Raw genomic sequence first — 18,247 nt, forward strand, 5'->3', positions numbered from 1 at the left:
ATGCTACTGTGGGCGCGATGACACCGCAGCGAGCAGCTCGGCTCCTCTCTCCCTCGTTCGTGCTGAGCGTCGCCGCCGTGGTTGGCTGCGTCGAGCCGGGCGGAGAGGTCTCCGATTCGACATCGGAGACCAGCGCCGACACCAGCACCAGCTCCACTGGAGAACCGGGCGACACCAGCTCGAGCACAGGCGAGACCGAGACCGACTCGAGCACCGAGACCGACTCGAGCACCGAGACCGACTCGAGCACCGAGACCGACTCGAGCACCGACGAGACGGACACCGACACCGACGAGACGGACACCGACACCGACGAGACGGACACGGGCGAGACGGACACGGGCGAGGAACCCGAGGGCCTGTGTGGCTGGGAGCCGGGGCGTGGGATCATGACCCTGTTCGACGAGGACACCCTCACGGTCACGCTGCTGCGCGACGACGAGGCCACGATCGAGCTCGACACCAGCTTGCCCGCGGCGGCCAACGACGCCGCTCTCGACCTGATCATGGACGCGCGCGGTGAGTCGGTGTTTGTCGGGGTCTACGATGACCTCGGCGGCGACGTACACACCCGCGCGCACTACCGCGTCTACGACCGCGACACGGGGTCGGTCGTGTGGGAGCTCGCCGATGACGAGTGGGAGCCCGAAGGGCGAGCGCCCTTTGTTGCCTCGGATGGGCGCGTGGCCTTCTTCGCCTATTCACCCTACAACAACTCCGATAACAGCTACTCGCGGGTGCTCGGGCCCGACGGCTTGGTCGATCATTTCACCGGCGTGGCCGCCGGCCCCGTCATGCCCGATGACTGGATGGCGATCGAGGTTGGCGAGAGCTTCCCCCGATTCCGCAATGTGGTCACCAAGCAGCAGGTTGGGCTCGCCCACTCGATCTGGGATGACTACAACAGCATATGGCTGCGCTCCGAGTCGCTGCTCATCTACCTCAGCTCGATCAACGGTGAGCTCCACGTCGTCGAGCAGCACGCCAACGAGGTCACGCTGCGACCGTGGCCGGAGCTCGAGCCCTACCTGTTCGGCGCCTGGAACCTCACCCTCATGGGCCTGCGCGGTCATGGCCATGACGTGCTGGTGCGGCTGAGCAACAACGGGCAGCACCGCTACTTGCATCTGGCCGCGGACGACACCAGCAACGACGTCTCGATGATCCCGCCGGAGGGGCACTCGGCCACGGGCTGTGTGACGCTGCCTGTCGTCGGGGCGCAGGGCGAGCTGCTCACGGTCTGGCGGGACGCAGCGAGCGCGAACATCTGGGAGCTGGTCGGCGTCAACGACGATTGGGCGCCCGCCGAGCTGAGCCTGCCGGTCAGCCAATTCGCCGGCCTTTACCTCGGGATGCACGAAGGCACCTATTGGCTGACCGCCTACGAGACCGGCAGCTGCCCCGGGGTCTGGGATCCCCCGCCAATGGAGGCCTTGCTCGGCGGCTCCACCCAGATCATGCGACCCCAGGACAACGCCTACGTCGAGCTCGGGTACGGGGCTGGCCTGCAGATCGCGCCCGGGGGGCGCTGCTACGCGCGCCTCGGTCCGGCGCCCGACGACCCTTGGGTTGTCGAGGATCTGCTCGGTCCCGGGAGCATCGAGGTGCCGGATCTTGGCATCCCGCGGTGGATCCCGAACGGCTAGAGCACCAATCAGTTTGAATTCACGACGCCAGGCACATCTGGGGCCGCTCCTGCCGTTGTCGCTCGGCGCTCGCAGTATGCCGGTCCGCGGAGCGGGGCATCGACAGCACGCCACCACCGAGCACCGACACGATCAGGGGGCACCGCGCGACTGGATCGCCCGCTCGATCCGGGGCGCGGCGAAGTCGAGAAACGCACGGAGCTTCTGCGGCAGGAGCTCGCGCGGGGTGTAGACCAGGTTCACCGGCCAGGCCTCGGGCTCGTGTTCGGTGAGCACCGGGCAGAGCCGCCCGGTGTGGATCGCGTCCGCGACCTGGTAGGACAGCATCCCAGACCGCGCGCCGCCAGGTCGATCACCCCTCGCGCTTGACCTGGGGATTTGAGCCATGCGCGAGACCCCCAGCGACATTGCCTTCTCCGACGCCGTGAAAGCGGCGCAGACCGTGCGCGGCTCTCGTGCAGTCTACGAGAAGGCGACATCAAGACGTCCCTGGCCCGACCGGCTGACGCCCGAAGCCGCCGCCTTCCTCGCGGCCCGCGACAGCGTCTTTCTCGGCACGGCCAGCCGCGCGGGGCAGCCCTATATCCAGCACCGGGGCGCCCCGCCCGGCTTTCTGAAGCTGCTCGACGCACACACGATCGGCCTCGCGGATTACGCTGGCAATCGGCAATACGTCACGGTTGGCAACCTGTCGGAGAACCCCGCCGCGTTCCTCTTCGCGATGGATTTCGAGGCGCGGCGGCGGCTGAAATTGTGGGGTACGGCGCGCGTGGTGGAGGGCGACGCGGCGCTGATGGACCAGCTTCGGGTGGAGGGTGGCGGCCGGGCCGAGCGCGCGATCCTGTTCGAGGTTCGGACCTGGGACGCGAACTGCCCCCAGCACATCCCCATGCTGCTGCCTGCCGAACGAGTGGCGAGGGTGATCGCCGCGCACGATGCCCGAATCGCCGAACTCGAGGCCGAGATCGCCCGGCTTCGGTTGGACGCCTCGCGGGTCGTTGCCGGTCACGCGTCTGCCGACGGCGCTGTTCGGCGAAGCCAGGCTTCGCAGCGGGCGTGGCGAGCGGTGAACTCGCTGGTGAGCGCCACGTCGAGGGCGCGGACGCGGGCGGGGAGGTAGCGGCGGCTCGGGAACACGGCGTGGTAGGGCGTCGGTGAGCTCGCGTAGCCGGGGAGAACGCGGACGAGCCGGCCCGCTTCGAGGTCGTCGATCACGTCGAACAGGCTCTTGAGCGCGATGCCCATGCCAGCGACCGCCCACATCCGAGCGAGGTGGCCGTCGCCGCACAGGGGACTACCCAGCGAGACCTCATGTACGGACCCCTCGCCGTGCAGGGTCCACCTGGTGACGGCGACGCTCGCGAGCTGGAGGGTCAGGCAGCGGTGGCCGGCGAGCTGCTCCGGGGCGCGCGGGTGGCCTCGTCGCGCGAGGTAGGCGGGCGCCGCGACGAGCACACCCGGTGACTCCGCCAGCTTGCGGGCCGACAACGAGCTGTCCGGCATCGCGCCGTACCGGATGGCCATGTCGATGGCGTCCCGCTGGAGGTGCTGCAGGGCGTCGCTCGAGTGCACCACGACCTGCAGCCTGGGGTGCGCCTCGGCGACCGCGACGATCACGGGGGCGAGGACCTGGTAGGTGGTGTCGGCCGGGGCCGAGAGGTGCACGGTGCCGACCAGCTCATGCGTGGTGCCGTGGACCTCCTCGAGGGTCCGCTCCCACCGCTCGACGACGTCCTGGCAGCCCTCGAGCACGACGAGGCCCTCGTCCGTGGGGTGCAGCGAGCGAGTCGTTCGCTCGAACAGGCGCACGCCCATCGTCTCCTCGACCCGGCGCACCGCGGCGCTGACGGCGGCCGGCGTCAGGTGCATCTGGCGAGCGGCCAGCGTCATCGACCCCGTCTCCGCGACCCGCACGAGCAGCTCCATCTCATCCAGCTTCATGCGCCCATTATCAACCACTCGTTGAAGGTCCTTCAACGAAGTTCCGCTTTCCGGCCACCAATTACGGTTCCAAAGTCTCTTCACACCCACGGAGGAGACACCCATGCAAGCCGTCGCTTACAAACAATCTTTGCCGATCGACCACCCCGAATCACTCGTGGATCTCGAGCTACCCGACCCCGCGCCGGGCGCGAGGCAGCTGCTGGTGCGGGTCGAGGCGGTCTCGGTGAACCCGGTGGACGTGAAGATCCGCGCTGGCGTGGAGCCGGACGGGCCTCGCGTGCTCGGCTGGGACGCGGTCGGGGTGGTCGAGGCGATGGGCGACGAGGCCCGCGGCTTCTCGATCGGCGACCGAGTCTGGTACGCGGGCGCGCTGAACGAAGCCGGCTGCAACGCGGAGCTGCAGACGGTGGACGCCCGGCTCGTCGCGCTCGCGCCGACCTCGCTGTCGCCGGCCGAGGCAGCGGCCCTGCCGCTCACCAGCATCACCGCGTGGGAGCTGCTGTTCGAGCGCTTTCGCCTGCAGCTGGGCAAGGCTCCGAGTCGCTACGTGCTGCTCGTCTCCGGCGCGGCCGGTGGCGTCGGCTCGATCCTCGTGCAGCTCGCCGCTCGGCTCACGTCCGCGACGGTGATCGCGACCGCGGGGCGGCCCGAGAGCGTAACGTGGCTCGAGGCGCTCGGCGCCCATCACGTCATCGACTACCGCGAGCCCCTCGGGCCGCAGATCGAGGCGCTCGGCGTGGGCGCCGTCACGCACGTCGCGAGCCTCACCCACACCGATGTCTACTTCCCGCAGTTCGTCGAGCTCCTCGCGCCCTTCGGGCAGCTCGCGCTCATCGACGAGCCGCGCAAGCTCGACGTGATGCAGATGAAGCTGCGCAGCCTGTCGCTGCACTGGGAGATGATGTTCACGCGCTCGATGTACGAGACGGACATGGCCGCGCAGGGGCGGCTGCTGGCAGAGGTGGCGTCGCTCGTCGACGCCGGGGTGCTCCGCACGACGCTGCAGCAGGAGCTCGGCCCGATCGACGCGACGCACCTGAAGCGGGCGCACGCGCTCATCGAGAGTGGAGGATCGCGCGGCAAGATCGTGCTTGCCGGGTTTGATCGCTGAGGGCTCGAGTTCGGTTGCCTCGGCGTCGAACAACCTCAATCTCCTCGTGTGCAGGAGCGTCATGCTGCTGGTCCATGCCTGCCCGCCACCTTTGGCTTTGGACAGCATCGCACGCGGCGACCCATGCTACCTTGCCCCCATGGAAGCAGTCGTCTTCGTCGGCGTGCAGGGTAGCGGCAAGTCAACCTTCTTCGCCCGGCACTACGCCGACACCCACGTGCGCCTGAACCGGGACATGCTGCGCACCGGCAACCGCGAGGCCGTGCTGATGCACGCTTGCCTCGCGGTCGGACAGGCCTTCGTGATCGACAACACCAACCCCAAGCGCGACACCCGGGCCCGCTACGTGGCCGCGGCCAAGGCCGCCGGTTTTCGCACGATCGTGGTCGTGTTCTCGGTCCCGCTCGAGCTCGCGCTGGCTCGCAACGCCGCGCGCGAAGCCGCCGCGCGGGTGTCCGAGATCGCGATCCGCGGGACCTTTGCCAAGCTCGAAGCGGTCACCGACGACGAGGGCTTCGATGAAGTCCGCACCGTCACGGAGGCCGCGTGAGCCTCGGCGATCGCATGAAGCTCTACGAGCGCCGCGAGGCTGGCCGTCGCGCCATGCCGCTGCTGCCGATCTGCGCCCGGATCGACGGCAAGCGGTTCTCACGCTGGACCGACGGTCTGGCGCGCCCCTACGACGAACGCCTGTCCGCGCTCATGCAGCAGGTCACCACACAGCTCGTCGGTGAGACCCAGGCGGTGATCGGCTACACGCAGTCGGACGAGATCAGCCTGGTGTTCCACACCACGACCCTCGCGGCCCAGCCGTTCATGGATGGCCGCATTCAGAAGCTGACCTCGACGCTGGCGTCGATGACCACGGCGTGGTTCAACGCTGGCGTCGCCGAGCGACTGCCCGAGCGACGCGATCAGCCCGCGCTGTTCGACTGTCGGGTCTGGACGGTGCCAAACCCAGAAGAGGCCGCCAACACGCTCTTGTGGCGCGAGCGAGACGCGACCAAGAACGCGATCTCGATGGCGGCCCGCCATTACTACACTCACGACGAGGTCATGGGGTGCAGCTCCGGGCAGCAGCAAGAGCTGTTGTTTCGAGCTGGGGTCAACTTCAACGACTACCCGCCGTTCTTCAAGCGCGGCTGCTTTGTTCAGCGCCGCGAGGTTCAGCGACCCTTCAGCGCCGAAGAGATCGAGCTGCTGCCACCGCAGCACGCCGCGCGCCGCGATCCCGATCTAATGGTCAGCCGCAGCCACGTCGAGCGCATCGACATGCCGCCCTTCGACCAGGTCATCAACCGCGTCGCGGTCGTGTTCGAGGGAGCCGAGCCGCAGGTCGCCCAGAGCTCGGACTGATCGAACCAGGTCATCGAGTTCGTCGGCCCTCGGTGCCACGCTGGTTCCGAGTCAATTGGCACTTAACGGCCCATGGTCGCCTCATTGACAATGGCTGGCGTCGCTCACCCGTCGCCCTGCCATGCACCTCATCCGCATCCCGCTGACGATCTCGCTGTCGCTCGCGCTTCCCGTCACCAGCCTGGCGCGGCAGCCCCTGGCCGTGACCGCCCCCGCCAGCAACGCGCCGCTCAGTGAGGACGAGAAGCTCGCGCAAGCCAAGAAGCTGTATGTCGCGGCCGAGCGGCTGGCCAAACGGGGCAAATGGGCCGAGGCTGCCGATCACTACGAGCAGGCCTACTTCCTCGTCCCCGGCAAGCACGGCTTTGCCCACAAGGTCGCCGTCGCTGCCTACGAGGCCGGCGACTGCGACCGCGCGCAGGACTACCTGCTCCACTTTCTGACCTACGCCGACAACGACAAGCACGTCGACGAGCTCGACGAGGCCCAGCGCATGATCGAGGAGCTCGACGCCAGTGGGTGCGCGAGCCAGGCGAGCTTTCTGAAGCTCAACGCCGTCGGCGAGGCCGCCGAGAGCGAAGATCCCTTCAGCCTCGACGAGGACGACCAGCACAGCGAGGGCGACGAGGACGACGAGCGCCTGCTCATCGGCGGCGTGGCCCTCCTCGCTCTCGGCGGCGTCGGCCTCGGCCTCGGGACCGTCGGCGCCGCCATGGCCACGAGCACCCGCAACGAGCTGGACGTGGTCGGGGATCGACACTCGTCCATGCCCGGCGACTATTTCGGCAGCAACTTCAGCTGCAACGGCGTCGCGGCCTGCCCTTCTGAACTCGAGGATCAGCTCGTGACTCGAAGGCGTGTCTCCGCGGTCGGCTTCGTGGCTGGTAGCGCGCTGCTGATCGGCGGGGCGGCCCTCCTCGCGCTGCGCATGGTCCGGCGGGGCAAGTCCGGCGGGCAAGCGGCGGGCGTTGGTGGGGGGCCGCGACTCACCGGGATCGGACCGACCTGGGTGCCGGGGGGTGGTGGTGTCGGGGTCGTGCTCGAATTCTGAGTAGGCTCGATCTGGCGAGGAGCCCGAGCACGGGAAGCATCGTTCTGACGCCACCGCTGAGAGAGGCTCAGCCGTGGGATCATCTACGGCCGAGCGTCGGGCGCCAGTGCGAGGTGCTCCGCTCTTCCGCGTGTGTACACTCCCCCCGTGTTCGCCCATCTCACGCTCGCGGCGAGCCTGATGGCTCGCCCGCCGGTTCAGCGCCCAGACGAGCGCATGGCGATCAGCTGGCAAGCCCCCAGCGAGTGCCCCGACGGCCGCGAGCTCCTCGACCGGATCGAGCGCGCCGCCCCTGGTGTCTCGACCCGCGCCCCCACGGCGTCGCTGCGTGGCACGGTCGAGCGCAGCGCGACGGGCTACGTCGTCACGCTCACCCTCACGGCCCCGCAGACCACCACCCTCGATCGTCAGTTCGAGTCACGCGAGTGCGATGTGCTCGTCAGCGCGACGGCGCTGCTCGTGGCCGTGCTCCTCGATCCAGTCGCGAGCGCGCAGACCCTTCAGAGCCATGTGACCTCCGAGCCTGAGAACGAGCCCGAACCGGAGCTCCCGCCCGACGTCCAGCCTGAGCCCGACCCCGAGCCCGACCCGCGTCCGCCGACTCGAGCGGCTCCCCCCGCGCGCGGCGGCGAGCGGCGAGCGTCAGCGGTCCGAGCGGCGCTGCGGCTTCACGCAGGCGGCGGCTATGGACCCACGAACACTGGCACGGCGACGCTCGGTGGCGGGCTCGCGCTGCTCGGCCCACGCTGGCGCGCCCAGCTTGACGCGAGCTGGGTCGTCCCTCGGGTGATCCGCGCCAGGCCAACGTCGGCGGCGTGTTCAACGGGTGGTTCATCGCCGGCCGCGGCTGCTTCGTCCCCGCGGTCGGTGCCCGTGAGCGCATCGAGCTGCCGATCTGCGGCGGCGGCGAGCTCGGCCAGGTCCGCGGCCGCGGCGTCGACGAGCTCCCCGTGGTCGACGAGGCCAGCTTGCTGTGGGTCGCCCTCGCGCTCGGCCAGGGTCTGTGGTTCAGCCCGATCGAGCGCCTCGCCGTCGGTCTCGATGTTCAGCTCGCCGTGCCGCTGCAGCGCGGGAGCTTCTCGGTCGAGACCGCCGAGATCCAACAGATCGCTCCCGTCAGCGTCCGGGGCCTAGTTGGCGTCGAGCTGCGGCTTCCATGACCGGGCGAACGGATCGCGGACGAGCCGGCCATGGGGGTGCGATGGGGTCAGCGACCCGCAGCGCCGACGCGGAATTCGCGGCGGCGTACCGCGCACACGTCGACTTTGTCTGGCGTGTGCTGGCGCGTCGTGGTGTGGATCCCTCGGCCCTCGAGGACGCGACCCAAGAGGTGTTCGTGGTCGCCCATCGGCAGTGGGGGGCGTGGGACGATCGGGCGACGATGCGCGCGTGGCTGTACGGCGTCGCCCGGCGCGTGGCGTCCACCCATCACCGCGGCCAGCGACGTCGCCAACGCAAGCTGGCCTCGCTGGTCCCGCCCGAGCCGCAGGATCTCGAGGCCAGGATCGAGGGGCGCGCCCGACTCGTCGCGCTGGCCCAGGCGATCGACAGCCTCGATCCTGTCTACCGGGAGATCTTCGTGCTCGCCGATATCGATCAACTGACCGCGCCCGCGATCGCCGAGGCCCTGGGCTGCAACCTCAACACGGTCTACACGCGCCTTCGTCGAGCGCGCGCGCACGTCACCCGAGCCATGACCGCGCGTGAACTCGACGAGCCCAATCAGGAGCGACAGCATGCAAAATCTCGATGAGTCGATCCGCGCGGACCTCGACCGTCTGCGCGCCCTCGCACAACCCGACGGGCCCACCAAGGATCGGATGTGGTCTGCCGTCGCCGCGCGAGTGGGGCCGGGTCCCGATGACGGTGGCTCCGATGACGGTGGTCTCGATGATGGCGGCTTCGATGGATCCGGCGGCGAGCTCGGTCTGGGCTCGAGCGGATCGCAGCTCGGCTTCGCGGCCAAGGTGATTGGCGCAACGGTCGGGCTTGCTGGGGCTGGGCTGCTGGGTCTGCGCGTCGCCGCGCTCGGTTATCACGCGCTCGCGCCGACCGGCCCAGCTACCGCCGATGTCCCTGATCAGATCGAACAGGCCACTCAGACCGAGCAGGAGATCGCGGCTCCGATGGCGACCGACGAGACCGCGGCAGAGCATCTGCGCGATGCAGCGCCGGCCGAGCGTGTCGCTGGCGACACGCCCGCGCTCGCTGATGCGCGCACACAGCTGGACTCGGGTCGAGCGTCCGCGTCGCAACCGGAGCCGACCGCACCGGAGGCCGACAGCTTGACCGCCGAACTCGCGCTGCTCGAGCGGGCCCGCGCTGCACACTCGGCGGACCAGACCCTCGCGCTGCTCGACCAACACCGCCGCGAGTTTCCCCGCGGGCAGCTCGAGGACGAGCGCGAGCTCCTTCGGGTTCAGGCCCAGTGCGCCCTCGGGCAGCTCGACGACGCACGCAAGACCGCCGCAGCCTTGCGCGCGGGGGGCCGGGTACCCGCCGCGCGCGTCATCGAAATTTGTCCGGCTCTGCGTGAATAGTTCGCGATCGAGCCGGCCATGAGAGAGGTAATGAACGAGCCAATGATGCGATCTCACCTGCGCTTTCCCGCGCTGCTCTGCGTGGCGACCGGACTGGCGCTGACCCTCGCGGCCTGCGATGGCCCCGACAAGCAGATCGGCCAGCTCGATGGCGAGTCTGGCGAGTCAGGCGAGTCAGGCGAGTCAGGCGAGTCGGACGAGTCAGGCGAGTCGGACGAGTCGGGCGAATCGGGCGAGCCAGGGGACAGCAGCGACACATCGAGCACCGATGAGACCGGCGCCGACGACAGCTGCGCCCCAGCCCTCGCGGCCCTCGAGCAGAAGCTCTCCGACGAGCAGGGCAACGGCAACAGCTGCGCGCTGGTGCTGCGCTACACCTACGAGACCGCCGAGTTCATCGGCTGGCATATCAACTGTGCGCCGCCCACTCCCGACCTCAGCCTCGAGGAAGCTCAGATGATGAGCGCGTGGCCAGGCAACGACGAGAGCACGACCGAGGACGCCTACGTGCTGTACACGTCGCCCGGCGACTTCGGCGGCGTGACCTACTTCAGCAAGCGCTCGGGCCTGCTGTTCGAGGGCAGCATCGTGTGGGCCGGGATGGGCGACATCCTCCACCCCGAACACGTCGAAGACCCGCTGATGCTCGGCACTGGCTGCGCCGACACCCAGCCGCCACAGGCCGTGGAGCTGTGGCCTTATAATTTCGTCGTCGGCGATCTCCATGTCCTCCCCGAGGAGGCATCGGCGGTCGCAGGGGCGCTGTGGGACACGGCCGCGCTCTACGCCGTGACCCCCGGGACCACGATCGCCGTGATCGCATACCCCCGAACGGTCGGGGCCTTCGCGCCGGACGTGGCCGAGTTCGTGGTCGTCATCGACTACCCGTGATCGTTCGGTGAGGTGATCCACTCGCGGATCACCTCGGCGAGCGCGGGCCGAGCGGAACCGAGTCGAGTCAACGCCGCTCGAGCGGTCTGGCGGGCGCGCGCTCGCTGCCCGCGGCGCCACTGGATCTTGGCGAGCACGAATTCGCACTCGGCGATCAGGCTGGGCGCGACGCCGTGCTGGGTACGCAGGGCGATGGCCCGCTCGATCGACAGCTCCGCGCTGTCGACCTCGCCCAGCTCGAGCTCGATCTCGGCCAGCAGCGCGTAGGAGTAGGCCCAGTCGGGGTCAGCGACGCGCTGGGCCGCCTCGCGCAGGGCGAGGGATTCGGACACCCGTTCTCGAGCGGGTTGCCAGCGCTCGGCCATGGCCTCGACCAGGCCGAGGTCGCTCAGCGCTGCGGCGAGGTCGGCCGACCCCGCGTGCTCGCGAGCGATGTCGACCGCGCGCTGGATGTGGCGACGCGCGAGGTCGAGATCGCCAGCCCCGAGGGCGGCGAGACCGTAGCCCCGAGCGAGGATGCCGAGCTCGGGGTGAGTCGCCGGATACGCCTCACTGCCGAGCTCGAGGGCGAGGGCGTAGTACCGCTGAGACTCGGCGTAGGCGCCACGGTAGTAGTTCAGCGAGGCCAGGCCGACCAGCGTGCGGACGATGTCGACGTCCGCGGCCTCGAGCTGGCGCTCGCGAATTGCCAGGGCGCGCTCGAGGTTTCGCTCGGCCGCGTCGTAGTCGCCGTGAATGACCTGTTGACTGCCCAGAGCGTGCAGGTGGCGAGCGAGCTCGAGGTCGTCGGAGCCGAGCGTGGCCTCGGCCTCCGCGGCCGCGCGCCGAAACCACTCCAGCGAGGGTTCGACCGCTCCGTTGGCCGAGGCCAACAGCCCCAGGGACCCGTAGATCCGCAGCACATCCGGGTGGGCCCGGCCAAGCTCGCGCTCACGGATCTCGAGCGCGCGCTCGAGGTCGGCGGCGCTCGATTCCCGGTCTGAAAGGTAGCGACCGTAGGTGCCGCGCAGGTACAGCGACTCGGCCTCACCCAGGGGATCGTCGAGGGTCTCGCGGACCGCGACGGCGCGGCTAAACGCCTGCGCGGCGCCCTCGTAGTCACCCTGGGCCGCCGCGACGAGCCCCCGCGCGTCCTCGAGCTCGGCGAGGACCCGCGGCTCGCCTGCCAATTCGGCCCACGCCGCGGCGGTCTCGAGGTGTGCGTGGCCGACCTCGACGCGACTTTGGTGGTAGCCGGTGACGACCGCCAGCTGGGTGTGGACCTCCGCGAGCCGACCGGGGTGCCCGGCGGCCGCGGCCGGGCGAGCGGCCCGCTCCAGCGCGTCGGCGGCCTGGTCGTAGCGCTGGCGACGTTGGGCGACGCTGGCTCGCGCGAGGTGGTAGCGGACGGCGAGACCGAGGTCCGCCTGTCCCTCGTCGTCCGCCTCCAGAGCCGAGACCGCGGCCTCGATGGCGGCGAGGCGCTCGAGCGCACCCGTGTAGTCGCCCGCGGCGTTGAGCAGCTCGGCCTGGCCGACCGCCGCGGCGATCGGGTTGGCCGTCGCCGACATGGAGTCGTCGCCCGAGCAGCGCTGTGGATCGGCGAGCGACTCGACCAGCTCGGCGGCGGCGTTGACGGCCTGAGGGTCCGCCGTCGTCAGGTGAGCGACCGTGTCGGCCAGGTCCGTCGAGACCCGGTCGAGGCACAGCCGGCGAGCCCGGGCCCGCACAGGCGGAGGCGAGTCGAGGCACAGCCGTCGCCGGGCAGCGCCGAGGTCCTCGGTCGCCGCGCTCAGCCCACGGTCGAGGCGATCGAACGCGCGCTCGGCCCACGGGCGCTCGCTGGCCAGGAACTGCCGCCTGACCGCGGCCCGCCGCTGCGAGCCCCACAGCGCGCGTGGCCCGTCGTCGAGTCCGCTGCAGCGGTCCTGATCGGGCTCGGGAGCGAGGGCCGAGAACACGCCAACAGCGAGGGCCACCGTCGAGGCGGTCGCGACCGCGGCGACGGCGAGCCAGCGCCGGCGAGGTCGCCCGCCAGCCGCGATCACCTCGATCGCGTCGGCGAGCGCGCCCATGTCGGGCCAGCGGCGCTCGGGCTCCGGCTCGAGGCCCCGCGCGACGATGGCCGCGATCTCGGGCGGCGCCTCGGGCCAGGTCTGTCGCAGGGTCAAGCAGAAGCTGTACTGATCGCTGGCCGGGCTGGCCCCGACGCCCGCGCGGACCTCCGGGGCCATGAACGCCGGGGTCCCCACCAACTCCTCCCCGACGCCCCGACGGGCGAGGCCGAAGTCGGCGAGCTTGGCCGTGCCATCGCGCTCGACCAGGATGTTGTCGGGCTTGACGTCCCGATGCACGAAGCCGATCGCGTGCAGGGCCGCGAGCCCTCGAGCTACGCCGCAGAACACTGACAGCACCGCCGCCTGGCCTCGGCCTTCGCCGAGCCACTCGGTCAAGCGCGCGCCGTCGACCTTCTCCATGGCGATGAACGCCAGCCCCTCGGCGCGCCCGGCCGCGTAGACGCAGACGACGTTGGGGTGCTTGACCGCCGCCATCGCCCGCGCCTCGGCCAGCAGGTCCTCGGCCGCGGCCGCGCTCGCCACGAGGTTGGGGCGGACCACCTTGATGGCCACGTCTCGATCGAGCTCGAGGTCGCGGCCGGTGAACACCAGGCCCATGCCACCCGCGCCCAGGTAGTCGACGAGCTCGTAGGCGTCGAGTCGGTCGCCCCGGCGATGGACGAGGGGCTGCTCCGGGGCGGTGGGCTGCTCCCGAGCGTCGATCGAGCGCAGCGTGGTCTGTGCCCAGTCGCGCAGCAGCGCACGACACTCGTCACAGCTGGCCAGCTCGCTCTCGACCGCGGCTCGCTCGCTCGCGGGCAACACCCCCTCGATGTACTCACTGAGCTGGTTGGCGGTCAGGCAGGGCACGAGGCTCCCTCGCTCGGCCGCGCCGAGCGAGCGCGGTGGTCTGATATACACTGCCCTCGATGCGCGAACCGGACACGGACCGGGCGACTTCGCTGGTCACGGCGGCGATCGAGCGCTGGCCGACGTTGACGACCCGACGCAGCGAGCTGGTCGAGCTCGTGCGCCCAGAGATCGACAGCGCCGCTCGCGAGCAGGGCCCGGAGGAGCTCGACTGCCTCCGCCCGGACCTGGTCCTGGCCTGCGCGCTCGCAGCCGGTGACGCGGCTGCGCTGGCGGTGTTCGAGGCCGAGTTCATCCCGCAACTCGAGGGCGCCCTCAGGCGAGCGGGGATCGCCAGCGCGACGATCGACGACGCGCTGCAGGTCGTGCGCTTCCGCTTGCTGGTGCCCACCGAGGCCCGCGCGGCTCGCATTGCGAGCTACCGCGGGCGCTCGAGTCTCCAGCGCTGGCTGTCGGTGGTCGCGGTCCGCGAGGCTCGCTCGCTGGCCCGCCGCGTTCGGCCGACCAGCGACCTCGAGGTCGCCGAGGCGGTCACCGCCCAGGCCGCCGACCTCGAGACCGACTTCCACATCCGCGAGCACCGTGCCGCCTTCACCCGCGCGCTGACGACCGCCTTCGCCGAGCTGTCGGCCAAGCAGCGCCTGCTGATGCGCCTCGACGTCCTCGACGGGCTGAGCGACGGCGAGATCGCCAAGATCTACGCCGTCCACAGGACCACGGCGCTGCGCTGGGTCGAGCGCGCGACCACCGAGCTCATTGTCGCGACCAAGCGGCATCTCGCCCGCGAGCTCGCGCTCGAGGGCGCCGAGCTCGACAGCCTCGTCCGCGGCCTGGTCAGTCGGCTCGACCTGTCCCTGGGCCGGATCCTGGTCGAGAGCGCCGATCCCAGCGCGGCCCCGCCCGGCATCAGTCTTTAGCGAGATTTTTCCGCACGTCGTGCGACCCATGGACCCAGGAAATGCAGTGCCTCTGTGGGGGTCATTTACGAGCCCCCTCCCAGCCCCGAGCAGCGAAGCGACCAGACGCGCCAGCGGCTGCAGTCGGCGAAGTCTAAGGTCCATGTGGGGGTCATTTACGAGCCAGGGTGAGGCTGCCCGTCGAGGCCACGCCGCCGCCGTCGTGGAGGGTGTAGCCGAGCGTGATCGCCGTGGGCGTACCCGAGCCGGCGAACACGATCGACTCGAAGCCTGGCGGGGCCCCGACGCCATCGATGTCACCGTCGATGTCGAAGGTCAGCGTCACGGGGCCGAACACCACCGACTGGGTCGAGACCGTGAACGAGGTCTCGTCGTAGCTGCCGGTGAAGGTCTCCTCTGGCGGGTCGTTCTGGGCCAGGATCGGGCCGTCGAAGTCGAGGGTGAAGGTGAGCGCTTGATTGGCCTCGTCGACCTCGATCGTCGAGCTCACGCCGCCGGCGAACTGGGAAAAGTCGTTGTCCTGGTAGGTCCCCGACCAGTCGCCCTCGAACCCGCTGGCGAAGTGTGAACCCCCGCCCTCGCTGCCCTCGCTGCCCTCGTCGGTCCCGTCGGTCCCGTCGATCGGGTTGCCGGCCTCCCCCGAGCCGTCGTCGTCACAGCCGACCAGGGCCGCAGACAGGAGCATGGTTGTGAGTACGAGGTGCGCATGATGCATGCGAACCTAGAGGGGCGACCCCGCTGAAGTGTGCAAACTTTTTTGGCTCGCGCGCGGGAGCCACTCCGCGTAAAACCCGCGGGTCTCCGCCCATGCGCGGTGGGGCATGAGCACGAGCCCAACCGAACCCCGTCGGGCAGTCGGGGCTCGTCGAGCTCAGCGACCCAGGGCCCAGTGGACCTCCGCGTCCCACCCCAGCGCCTGGCTGGCCGAGAACGCGAGATCGAGGTCGCTGAGCGCCTCGAGCACGAGCCCGTCGAGCGCGCGCGCGGGGTAGCGGACCAGCTCGACGTGGGCCTCGTCCACGTCGAGGGTGTCGTCCCAGACCCCAACAGCGAGATTGGGCAAGACGGACACGGGCACGGTATCGACGGCGTCGAAGCGGACGGCCTCGGCCGCGCCCGGGGCTCGGTACCAGCCGGTCAGGCGCGAGGTGATCTCGACCCCGTCGAGCGGCACCGTGCCCATGATCTGATACAGACCGCAGTAGGGCTGGTCGCCGCCGTCGGCCTCGCCGACGACCGCGGTCTCGCCCGCGACGAGCTCCTCGATCACCTGCAGCTCGAGCTGCGAGACGTCGTGGACGTGACCGTAGTGGCGAAAGTCCTCGGTGCACGCGACCAGCTCGAGGTTGGTGGTGCTCTGCCACCACGATGTCAGCCCGACGGTGTAGCCGAGGTCCGTGGTGAACACCCGGGCGCCGTCGACCTGCTCGGCGTCCTCCCAGTCGGTGGCCAGCGCGTAGTGAACACGCGTGGCGACCAGGCTGTCGGGAGGCGGCTCGGGCTCGAGCTCGGTGTCGCACGCGACGAGCACGAGCACGACACCGAGCAGGAGTCGGGCGGTGATCATGGCGGGCCCCCGCCACCTCCCATGCCGCCCATGCCGCCCATGTCCATGTCGAGCCGAGTGTAGGTGTCGTCGATCGCCATCTCGCTGGGCGCGTCCTTGTAGCAGCCGTTGACGTACGGAAAGGTCGGGGTGCCGGCGTAGAGGTAGCCGTCGGCGGTCTCGACCCCGTTACAGCGATCCAGGTAGACGTAGCCGGCGTCCTCGAGCACGTCGGTGTGCTCGACGAACTCGTGCCCGCACCAGCTGTAGTCCGGGGTCACGCAGCGCTGCTCGAGCGTGACCGCCCCGGCGTCCTCGATCAGCAGCGGGTGGCAGTACATCCGGCAGTTCATCGTGTTGGCGTCACAGCAGTCGTCGCGGGTCGTGCAGCTGGCGAGCTCGACCCCGAGGTGGCTGGCGGCGACCGAGTCCGCGTGGATGTTCGCGTCGGCGCTCGCGTCGTTCGCCCACCGCGACAGGCCGGCGTAGACATAGCCCGAGCGCGCGCGCCGGAGGTCGGTGCACTCGCCGTCGCCGTCGCGAGCCATGCACACACAGCCGCCCTGCAGCGGGTGGCCATCGTAGACCCAGCCGAGCGTGTCCGACTCGGCGGTGCAGTCCGCCGCGTCCAAATCTTCGATCACGAAGCTCACCGCGCCCGTGGCGTAGCTGTTCGCCGGCTTGTTGTCGGCGTCCTGGGCCAGGCAGACCTCGTTGAGCCAGTGGTTGTGGGTGATCGCCGCCGGGTGGGTACCGCAGTAGTCGACGAACAGGGTGTCGGGGTCCTCGTAGGCCGAGAACAGCGGTGAGCCGTAAGGGTCCGGCCGCGCTTCCTCGCACGGTGCGAACGCGGGGATGCCCGTGATCAGCGAGGCGGTCTGGCCGTAGCACATGACCTTGTGCACGACCTCTTCACCGTCGGTCACGTGGTACTCGCCAGTGTTCGCCGTGCCGTCCTCGGTCTCGTACCAGCAGTGAGTCGAGGGCGGCATGGTCGGGGTCATGTTGACGACGGCCATGCCCAGCGCCGACTCGCAGCCAGGGGCGTCGTACCAGTCGTCGGCGCTCACGTCGGAGCTGACCGCCGCAGGCACCAGCGGGATGCGGTGGACGATCGGGGTGTCGACGGTGTCGAAGATCGGCGCCGCCTGAGGATTGTAGTGGGGCAGGGCGTTCGAGGCGATGTACGCATAGTCGTCGTCGCAGAGGACCTCGACGCAGGGGGTCGCCGTGTTGCTGCCGTCCTCGCCGACGACCGAGTCCCCGGTGATCGTCAACCCGTCGAAGTTCATCAGGCTGTCACCGATCGCCTCGGCATGCTCGCCGTTGCACGAGGTCAGATCGGCAAAGCTGACATCGGGGTAAAAGTCGCTCAGCAGGTCCCAGCCCGAGCACTCGCCAACGAGCTCGCCAGTGTCCCCGTCCCCGGTGTCGCCGTCCCCGTCACCCGCGTCGCCGTCGCCGTCCCCGGTCTCGCCGACCTCGTCGTCCGCCGCGCTGTCGTCCGCACAGGCGAGGGCGGCCAGGCCGATCACGACAATCCAGGCGCGCCACTTCAACGTGTGCGACCGCTCGGCGATGCGCTTGGAGATACGTTGATCTCGGCTCATGACATGACCCACGTTCGGCAAAGGATGGTGTTGTGGCTCTCGAGGTCGGCGCCCCAGATCAGCGCCGCCGACGGGTCCCAGGTGATCTCGTTGTAGCCCTCTTTCGGAGACACCTCGGCCGCGGTGTACTCGCTGGCGTTCGTCCACGCCGAGTCGTCGAAGTCCTCGCTCATCCACCCGGTCGGCTCGTCGGAGATCGACGCCTCGCAGGTCTCCTCGGGGTTGGGGTCGTCCTCGCAGTCCTTGTTCAGCGGCGCCTCGTGGATGGTCACGCAGCGCCAGTCCGAGCTCGAGACAGCGACCACGTCGTCTGTGTCGAGATCGGTGATCTGGGCGATGTAGCCCCCGTCGCCCATCTGCTGGTTGGGCTGGCCGATGTACTCGAGTCCCGAGTCGTTCTCGATGTAGTCCTTCATGACCACACTGAGCAGGAACGGCGGCGTCGCCTCGAAGGTGAAGACCTCGGCGTTGAACGAGCGCTCGGTGGTGATCGACACCGAGTCCTCCATCACCAGGGTCTCGCCGACGTACATGGCCGACCAGTTGTCGGCCCAGACCTCGCCCTGGTAGGTCGACGCCCCGGCCGCCGTGTCGCCGTCGCTGTCACCGGTGGTGTCGGTGGTGTCGGTGGTGTCGGTGATCGTGTCGCCAGCGGATCCGTCGTCTGCGACGCAGGCGACGAGCACCCAGGCGAACGCCCAAGCTCGATGTGTTGGAACCATGCGCGAC

The 18,247-nt window shown here is 69.8% G+C and carries 18 protein-coding genes; 11 read left to right on the forward strand and 7 right to left on the reverse strand.

Annotation, left to right across the window (positions count from 1 at the left end):
* The first annotated feature begins 17 nt into the window (after positions 1–17).
* Complete coding sequence (locus ENSA7_RS05495) at positions 18–1,646, forward strand: hypothetical protein (protein WP_146157365.1); 1,629 nt, start codon at positions 18–20, stop codon at positions 1,644–1,646.
* 132 nt (positions 1,647–1,778) lie between these two features.
* Here ENSA7_RS05495 and ENSA7_RS05500 read toward each other — a convergent pair whose 3' ends face one another.
* A complete protein-coding gene (locus ENSA7_RS05500; RefSeq protein WP_106088137.1) occupies positions 1,779–1,973 on the reverse strand; it encodes a type 2 periplasmic-binding domain-containing protein in 195 nt (64 codons plus the stop codon).
* Between the two features lie 58 nt (positions 1,974–2,031).
* Here ENSA7_RS05500 and ENSA7_RS05505 point away from each other — a divergent pair, with 58 nt between their 5' ends.
* Positions 2,032–2,766, forward strand: a complete 735-nt coding sequence (locus ENSA7_RS05505; protein WP_106088138.1) for a pyridoxamine 5'-phosphate oxidase family protein — start codon at positions 2,032–2,034, stop codon at positions 2,764–2,766.
* On the opposite strand, the gene ENSA7_RS05510 is transcribed toward ENSA7_RS05505, so the two are convergent.
* On the reverse strand, positions 2,652–3,587 hold the full coding sequence (locus ENSA7_RS05510; protein ID WP_181233213.1) for a LysR family transcriptional regulator: 936 nt from the start codon (positions 3,585–3,587) through the stop codon (positions 2,652–2,654). The genes ENSA7_RS05505 and ENSA7_RS05510 overlap by 115 nt on opposite strands.
* A gap of 103 nt (positions 3,588–3,690) precedes the next feature.
* Here ENSA7_RS05510 and ENSA7_RS05515 point away from each other — a divergent pair, with 103 nt between their 5' ends.
* The 8 genes from ENSA7_RS05515 to ENSA7_RS05550 all read left to right on the forward strand — a co-directional run bounded on the left by ENSA7_RS05515 (position 3,691) and on the right by ENSA7_RS05550 (position 10,539).
* Positions 3,691–4,701, forward strand: a complete 1,011-nt coding sequence (locus ENSA7_RS05515; protein ID WP_106088140.1) for a zinc-binding alcohol dehydrogenase family protein — start codon at positions 3,691–3,693, stop codon at positions 4,699–4,701.
* Between the two features lie 139 nt (positions 4,702–4,840).
* On the forward strand, positions 4,841–5,251 hold the full coding sequence (locus tag ENSA7_RS05520; protein ID WP_244923719.1) for an AAA family ATPase: 411 nt from the start codon (positions 4,841–4,843) through the stop codon (positions 5,249–5,251).
* A complete protein-coding gene (locus ENSA7_RS05525) occupies positions 5,248–6,057 on the forward strand; it encodes a tRNA(His) guanylyltransferase Thg1 family protein (protein ID WP_244923720.1) in 810 nt (269 codons plus the stop codon). The genes ENSA7_RS05520 and ENSA7_RS05525 overlap by 4 nt, the downstream gene beginning before the upstream one ends.
* Before the next feature lie 121 nt (positions 6,058–6,178).
* Positions 6,179–7,108: a hypothetical protein gene (locus ENSA7_RS05530; protein ID WP_106088141.1), complete on the forward strand. Its 930-nt coding sequence runs from the start codon at positions 6,179–6,181 to the stop codon at positions 7,106–7,108.
* Positions 7,109–7,923: 815 nt separating this feature from the next.
* Positions 7,924–8,268, forward strand: a complete 345-nt coding sequence (locus ENSA7_RS05535; RefSeq protein ID WP_106088142.1) for a hypothetical protein — start codon at positions 7,924–7,926, stop codon at positions 8,266–8,268.
* A 41-nt stretch (positions 8,269–8,309) separates the two neighbouring features.
* On the forward strand, positions 8,310–8,861 hold the full coding sequence (locus tag ENSA7_RS05540) for an RNA polymerase sigma factor (protein ID WP_106088143.1): 552 nt from the start codon (positions 8,310–8,312) through the stop codon (positions 8,859–8,861).
* Entirely contained in the window at positions 8,845–9,648 is an 804-nt protein-coding gene (locus tag ENSA7_RS05545) for a hypothetical protein (protein ID WP_106088144.1), read from the forward strand. Before ENSA7_RS05540 ends, ENSA7_RS05545 begins: the two co-directional genes overlap by 17 nt.
* Before the next feature lie 42 nt (positions 9,649–9,690).
* Positions 9,691–10,539, forward strand: coding sequence for a hypothetical protein (locus tag ENSA7_RS05550; RefSeq protein WP_181233215.1), 849 nt, complete (start codon positions 9,691–9,693; stop codon positions 10,537–10,539).
* Here the strand turns inward: ENSA7_RS05550 and ENSA7_RS05555 are convergent.
* Positions 10,530–13,445: a protein kinase domain-containing protein gene (locus ENSA7_RS05555; protein ID WP_106088146.1), complete on the reverse strand. Its 2,916-nt coding sequence runs from the start codon at positions 13,443–13,445 to the stop codon at positions 10,530–10,532. The genes ENSA7_RS05550 and ENSA7_RS05555 overlap by 10 nt on opposite strands.
* A gap of 59 nt (positions 13,446–13,504) precedes the next feature.
* Here ENSA7_RS05555 and ENSA7_RS05560 point away from each other — a divergent pair, with 59 nt between their 5' ends.
* Complete coding sequence (locus ENSA7_RS05560; RefSeq protein WP_106088147.1) at positions 13,505–14,362, forward strand: sigma-70 family RNA polymerase sigma factor; 858 nt, start codon at positions 13,505–13,507, stop codon at positions 14,360–14,362.
* Between the two features lie 151 nt (positions 14,363–14,513).
* On the opposite strand, the gene ENSA7_RS05565 is transcribed toward ENSA7_RS05560, so the two are convergent.
* The 4 genes from ENSA7_RS05565 to ENSA7_RS05580 form a co-directional block, all read right to left on the reverse strand.
* Positions 14,514–15,047 carry a hypothetical protein gene (locus tag ENSA7_RS05565; protein ID WP_106088148.1) on the reverse strand — a complete coding sequence of 178 codons (534 nt, stop codon included), beginning with the start codon at positions 15,045–15,047 and terminating at the stop codon, positions 14,514–14,516.
* Between the two features lie 186 nt (positions 15,048–15,233).
* A complete protein-coding gene (locus ENSA7_RS05570; RefSeq protein ID WP_106088149.1) occupies positions 15,234–15,929 on the reverse strand; it encodes a hypothetical protein in 696 nt (231 codons plus the stop codon).
* Positions 15,926–17,518, reverse strand: coding sequence for a hypothetical protein (locus ENSA7_RS05575; protein WP_146157366.1), 1,593 nt, complete (start codon positions 17,516–17,518; stop codon positions 15,926–15,928). The genes ENSA7_RS05570 and ENSA7_RS05575 overlap by 4 nt, the downstream gene beginning before the upstream one ends.
* Positions 17,515–18,240: a hypothetical protein gene (locus ENSA7_RS05580; protein ID WP_219907916.1), complete on the reverse strand. Its 726-nt coding sequence runs from the start codon at positions 18,238–18,240 to the stop codon at positions 17,515–17,517. Before ENSA7_RS05580 ends, ENSA7_RS05575 begins: the two co-directional genes overlap by 4 nt.
* Positions 18,241–18,247: the final 7 nt, after the last annotated feature.

The organism is Enhygromyxa salina (assembly GCF_002994635.1).
GTDB classification, from domain to species: Bacteria; Myxococcota_A; Polyangia; order Nannocystales; family Nannocystaceae; genus Plesiocystis; species Plesiocystis salina_B.

Bases quoted from the DNA above. Each gene is read 5' to 3' on its own strand.
- ENSA7_RS05495 (WP_146157365.1), top strand. From the start codon at position 18: ATGACACCGCAGCGAGCAGCTCGGCTCCTCTCTCCCTCGTTCGTGCTG.
- ENSA7_RS05500 (WP_106088137.1), bottom strand. From the start codon at position 1,973: ATGCTGTCCTACCAGGTCGCGGACGCGATCCACACCGGGCGGCTCTGC.
- ENSA7_RS05505 (WP_106088138.1), top strand. From the start codon at position 2,032: ATGCGCGAGACCCCCAGCGACATTGCCTTCTCCGACGCCGTGAAAGCG.
- ENSA7_RS05510 (WP_181233213.1), bottom strand. From the start codon at position 3,587: ATGAAGCTGGATGAGATGGAGCTGCTCGTGCGGGTCGCGGAGACGGGG.
- ENSA7_RS05515 (WP_106088140.1), top strand. From the start codon at position 3,691: ATGCAAGCCGTCGCTTACAAACAATCTTTGCCGATCGACCACCCCGAA.
- ENSA7_RS05520 (WP_244923719.1), top strand. From the start codon at position 4,841: ATGGAAGCAGTCGTCTTCGTCGGCGTGCAGGGTAGCGGCAAGTCAACC.
- ENSA7_RS05530 (WP_106088141.1), top strand. From the start codon at position 6,179: ATGCACCTCATCCGCATCCCGCTGACGATCTCGCTGTCGCTCGCGCTT.
- ENSA7_RS05540 (WP_106088143.1), top strand. From the start codon at position 8,310: ATGGGGTCAGCGACCCGCAGCGCCGACGCGGAATTCGCGGCGGCGTAC.
- ENSA7_RS05545 (WP_106088144.1), top strand. From the start codon at position 8,845: ATGCAAAATCTCGATGAGTCGATCCGCGCGGACCTCGACCGTCTGCGC.
- ENSA7_RS05550 (WP_181233215.1), top strand. From the start codon at position 9,691: ATGATGCGATCTCACCTGCGCTTTCCCGCGCTGCTCTGCGTGGCGACC.
- ENSA7_RS05560 (WP_106088147.1), top strand. From the start codon at position 13,505: ATGCGCGAACCGGACACGGACCGGGCGACTTCGCTGGTCACGGCGGCG.
- ENSA7_RS05565 (WP_106088148.1), bottom strand. From the start codon at position 15,047: ATGCTCCTGTCTGCGGCCCTGGTCGGCTGTGACGACGACGGCTCGGGG.
- ENSA7_RS05570 (WP_106088149.1), bottom strand. From the start codon at position 15,929: ATGATCACCGCCCGACTCCTGCTCGGTGTCGTGCTCGTGCTCGTCGCG.
- ENSA7_RS05575 (WP_146157366.1), bottom strand. From the start codon at position 17,518: ATGAGCCGAGATCAACGTATCTCCAAGCGCATCGCCGAGCGGTCGCAC.
- ENSA7_RS05580 (WP_219907916.1), bottom strand. From the start codon at position 18,240: ATGGTTCCAACACATCGAGCTTGGGCGTTCGCCTGGGTGCTCGTCGCC.